The 4,758-nt window shown below is 60.3% G+C and carries 5 protein-coding genes; all 5 read left to right on the forward strand.

Translation table 11 applies throughout. The features are described from left to right. Nucleotides 1-200 precede the first annotated feature (200 nt). Nucleotides 201-1,001, forward strand: coding sequence for a universal stress protein (locus tag AC1DMG_RS19905; protein WP_477178647.1), 801 nt, complete (start codon nucleotides 201-203; stop codon nucleotides 999-1,001). Nucleotides 1,002-1,244: 243 nt separating this feature from the next. Further along, the gene (locus tag AC1DMG_RS19910) at nucleotides 1,245-1,964 is read left to right on the forward strand and encodes a c-type cytochrome (RefSeq protein WP_477178646.1); all 720 of its coding nucleotides are present in this window, start codon (nucleotides 1,245-1,247) and stop codon (nucleotides 1,962-1,964) included. A 72-nt stretch (nucleotides 1,965-2,036) separates the two neighbouring features. Further along, on the forward strand, nucleotides 2,037-3,311 hold the full coding sequence (locus AC1DMG_RS19915; RefSeq protein ID WP_477180963.1) for an MgtC/SapB family protein: 1,275 nt from the start codon (nucleotides 2,037-2,039) through the stop codon (nucleotides 3,309-3,311). 453 nt (nucleotides 3,312-3,764) lie between these two features. Then, nucleotides 3,765-3,857, forward strand: coding sequence for a K(+)-transporting ATPase subunit F (kdpF, locus tag AC1DMG_RS19920; protein WP_477164863.1), 93 nt, complete (start codon nucleotides 3,765-3,767; stop codon nucleotides 3,855-3,857). Continuing rightward, nucleotides 3,854-4,758: potassium-transporting ATPase subunit KdpA (locus tag AC1DMG_RS19925; protein WP_477180964.1), on the forward strand; the 905-nt coding region annotated here is incomplete at its 3' end. The genes kdpF and AC1DMG_RS19925, both read left to right, overlap by 4 nt.

A 4,758-nucleotide genomic window follows, 5' to 3' on the forward strand; every position in this document is an offset into this window, starting at 1 on the left:
TCAGACAACCAGGCGATGCGTGATCTTGCGTCGTACCTGGGATTCTCTCGCCGCCCGGATCCGGGCGACAGCACGCTTGTCGTCCACTCGATCGCTCTGGCGTGAATCCACGGAGACGAACGATGAAGATGCCTTTGAGTTATGACCAGCACTGTGAGTCAAATCCAGTAGCGGCAACAGGCAGGGGGTATGCAGACGTTATGGCACTCGTGACGGCTGCCGGACCGTGGAGTCCGGCTGCCTTTGCCGGCGTGGATATTGCGGCGAAATTCAATGCCCACCTGACCGGCTGCTATATCGCCCCCTCGCTTCGATCATTGCGTGGTATCGATGACGAACCTACCGTCATGGCGTTGCTGATGGACGCGCGCCGTCTCGAACGCGATGACTACGATGCCTTTGCTGCCTTTGCCCACGCGCGCGGCGTCAAGCACGTGTCCTGGCAAAGCACGCAAGTGGCGCCCGCAAAAACCATGCGGGCACTGGGTGCGTGGCACGATCTCATCATTCTCGAGCGCGATCTTGCCGAGGAAGCAAGCATCCTTGACGTGCTCGGTGAGGCCTTGCTGACCTGCCGGGCGCCATGTCTGGTACTGCCGCCTGGCTGGGACAAATCTATGACTTTCACTCGGATAGTTGTGGGCTGGAACGGCGGCATCGAATCGATTCGTGCCGTGCACGCCGCACTTCCGCTGGCTGTCGCGGCGGATCAGGTGATTGTCCTCAAAGACGGAGCGCTGGCCTTGGAGAAGGAGGACCGCCAGCCACCATTCGATCCGACGATCTATTTGCGCTCGCATGGCGCGAGCGTCAGCGAGATTCCGCTATACGCGAGCCCGCTGAACTCCGGCCCGGAGTTGATGCGAACAGCTCGACGGCTGTCTGCCGACTGCCTGGTCATGGGTGCCTATGGACATGCCCGTGTGAGAGAGCGGGTACTGGGCGGCGCGACCCGGCACATCCTGCAGCATGCGGAGATCCCCGTGCTGATGCAGCACTGAGGGCAATCAACGCTGGACCGCTTTTGCCTATGAACACCGGACTCTCGTTGAAAGGGCATGGTGAAATCGTCGATCGCTGCGTGCCGCTTGTTTCCGTGCCTCAGCGGGCACGACCGCAACTAGTCGTCACATTGCATCCCTGGCGAGCGCGATGAAGGCACAAACGATAACGATGCGCATGCGCGGCATCGAAACAGGTAGGCGGTGTATCGTCGGCACTCCGCTTTCATGTAGTGCAGAACAATGCCTACTCCCCATGTTTGGCGACATCTGGCGTTCCCGCACACTCGGCCAGACAAGGACGAATCCCCCTCTGGCCCACTAAGTCGAGTCGTCGCCCTTTGCATCCTGCTCGCTTTGCTGCCAGCACTTGCCATAGCCGGACCATCAGCCACGTCATCCGCTACCACGATCTTGGCGGCCCAGGCACCTCCCGTTGCCCTGTGTGTGAGCTGTCACGGCGATCACGGGACGGGTTCCGACGCCGTGGGTGCGCCTCGCCTGGCCGGTATGAATCCGGACTACCTCGCGCACGCCCTGTCGATGTTCAAGGATGGGACTCGAACCAGCGTCGTCATGCAACCGGTTGCACAAAGGCTCTCCGAGGACGACATGCACGCGCTTGCAACATATTTTTCAGGGCAACATCCACCGCTTGCGCAACCGCAGAATATTCCCTCGGCGGAGATGATTTCGGCTGGTCGGCGGCTTGCCGAAAGCGGAGGCACGAATGGCGTTCCCGCTTGTTTTGGTTGCCATGGCCCATCCGGGCAAGGTAACGGCGCGCGCTTCCCGTCCATTGCGGGCCAGCCAAAGACATTTTTGATCGCACGGATTCGCGAATTCCAGGCAAGAGCCCGAGCCGCAACGCCCAAGCCGGGATCGATGACCGAGGTTGCATCAAAAATGGACGATGCGCAGATCGAAGCGTCTGCTGCTTTCTTTTCTGTGACCATGCCCTGACCATCGTTTACTCAGAGAACGCTTGGCCAGACATGGATCAAGCCGATACGTTCTCCACAACGGCTCATTGCCATGTCGCCGATGCTCGAATCCCTCGTCCGAGATGTCATGGCGCAAGCGCTTGGCCCGAGCGTTGGTTTAGCCATTGGACTTTTGATCGGGATCGAGCGGGAGCGCAGCAAAGGGGAAGGGCCCACGCGAGCCGCCGCCGGGGTGCGGACCTTTGCCATTCTCGGTCTGACCGGCGCTGTTGCTGGAATGATGGGGAAGGTTGGGCTGTATATCGCGGGCATCTTCATATCGCTGGCGATAGTCGTCAGCTATGTGCGCAGTCGCCGGGATGATCCTGGCCTTACGACAGAAATAGCGATGCTGCTTACCTTCCTGCTGGGAGGCTTGGCGTTGTCGTCCCCTAAAACTGCCGGCGCGATCGGCGTTGTCGTTGCCATACTCCTCGCCAGCAAGCACAAGCTGCATGCCATCTGCCGCCAATGGCTTAGTGAGGCAGAGCTGCAAGACCTGTTGACGCTGCTGGCGGCGGCGTTTGTCGTGCTCCCTCTTCTTCCCGACCACGCCATCGATCCCTGGGACGCGATCAATCCCCGCCGCCTCTGGGTGCTCGCCATTGCCATCATGAGCATCGCCACGCTTGGCTACCTGGCGCTGAGAGTGTTCGGCACCCGATTCGGCCTCGCTATCGCTGGCCTCGCGAGTGGTTTTGTTTCCAGCACCGCAACCGTCCTGACCATGGCGGAGCGGGCCAGGCTGAACCCCGCGGGGATGCCTTCTGTCGCCAGCGCAGCCATCATGTCCAACGTCGGGACGATCATTCAACTCGCTGCCGTCGTTGGTTCCGCCTCTCTCCCTTTGCTGCACAAGATCGCTGCGCCGCTGGTTGTGGCAGCCGTGATCACCATCCTGTCGGGCCTGGCTGTCAGCTGGAAGTCCTTCACAACCCCGGGCGAAGACAACGAGCTCATTGAGACGAACCCCTTCCAGCTGGCTTCAGTTCTTCGCCTCGTGGGTTTATTGGCGGCCGTCATGTTCGTCATTGCCCTCGTCAGAGCCAACCTTGGCGCGGCGAGCCTTCCATGGATGATGGTGTTCTCAGGCCTGGCGGATGTACATGCAGCTGCCGCAGCGGTGGCCCAAGCCRTATCCACACATCAGATCGACATGCGACATGCGGTTTTTTGCGTAGCCATTGCTGTTGTCGTCAACGGCATCTGGAAATGTGCCGTGGCATTCGCAAAGGGGCAATGGTCGTACGGCATTCGGGTTGCGGTAGCGCTGACGTTGGCCAATACGGGGTTCTCGATGGCCGCGTGGATGGCGTCTTGGGGCTAAGCGATTAGGGTTGGTTATCGCGGGTAGAGCGCCACGCCATCTGCCTACACCCTCTCCCAGTGAAGTAGGCCGTGCATCCTGCCCATTCCTTAATAAAAATCCGGGTTACCAGGCTTCTTGCGTCCCTACCGCTGGTAAAGGCAGACCTCGGCACCACGACTGGGCTCCCAAGCCGCGCGTCCTGGACTGCACGAATTTACGGTTTCTATACGCCGATGGCCTGGGGCGATACCCCTTTATTACGGGGAAAATCCGAGAATTACCGACGTTAAAACTCGGTGAGCTGAGCTTCCATGGATGCCATTTACCTGCTCTTTTCGATCGTGCTGTTCGCTGCGGCGCTCGGCTTTCTGCTGATCTGCGACCGTCTAGGTCGTCGCCCCTGACATCGGCCTCTCGCCTGCGCTGGCGAAGGGGACATCGGTTGGCGCCTTTCCTTGGGGAGACTTAACCATGAACGCGTTCTATTTCGTGGCTGCCGTGATTGCGGTGGCCCTGACGGGCTACTTGTGCGTGGCCCTACTTAAGCCGGAGTGGTTCGAATGACCAGCTTCGATTTCTTCCAGGTCGTGCTTTATCTGGGCGTGCTGCTTGTGCTGATCAAGCCGGTCGGCGCATACATGGCCCTGGCGTTTTCCGACACGCCCAACGGCGTCAATCGCGTGGGCGGCAAGGTGGAGCGCGTGCTCTATCGCCTCGCTGGCACCAGTGCCGATGACCAGATGGGCTGGAAGCGCTATGCCATCGCCATGCTCGTCTTCAACCTGTGCGGTGCGTTCGCGGTCTACGCGTTGCAGCGTGTGCAGCAGTGGCTGCCGTTGAATCCCCAGCACTTTGCTGCACCGTCGCCGGATCTGGCGATGAATACGGCCATCAGCTTCATCACCAATACCAACTGGCAGGCCTATGGTGGCGAAAACACCATGAGCTACCTGACCCAGATGCTGGGTCTGGCCGTGCAGAACTTCCTCTCGGCGGCCACCGGCATCGCCGTGTTGCTGGCGGTGGTGCGCGGCTTCACGCGTCGCAGTGCCGACAGCGTGGGCAACTTCTGGGTCGACATGACGCGCAGCACGCTTTACGTGCTGGTGCCGTTCTCGCTGGTGATTGCGCTGCTGCTGTCTTCGCAGGGCGTGGTACAGAACTTCAAGGCCTACGTCGACGTGCCGCTGATGCAGAACACGACGGCGGTGGAAACGGTGAAGGATACCGCTGGCAACACGGTGAAGGACGCGGCCGGCAAGGACATAACCAAGTCGACTACGGTCACCACGCAGACCTTGCCGATGGGCCCGGCTGCCTCGCAGATCGCGATCAAGCAGTTGGGCACCAATGGCGGCGGTTTCTTCAATGCGAACTCCGCGCATCCGTATGAGAACCCGACGCCTTTCAGCAACTTCATCGAGATGCTGGCGATCTTTCTGATTCCGGGCGGTCTTTGCTACAC

This window comes from Dyella sp. 01N36, from assembly GCF_056399745.1.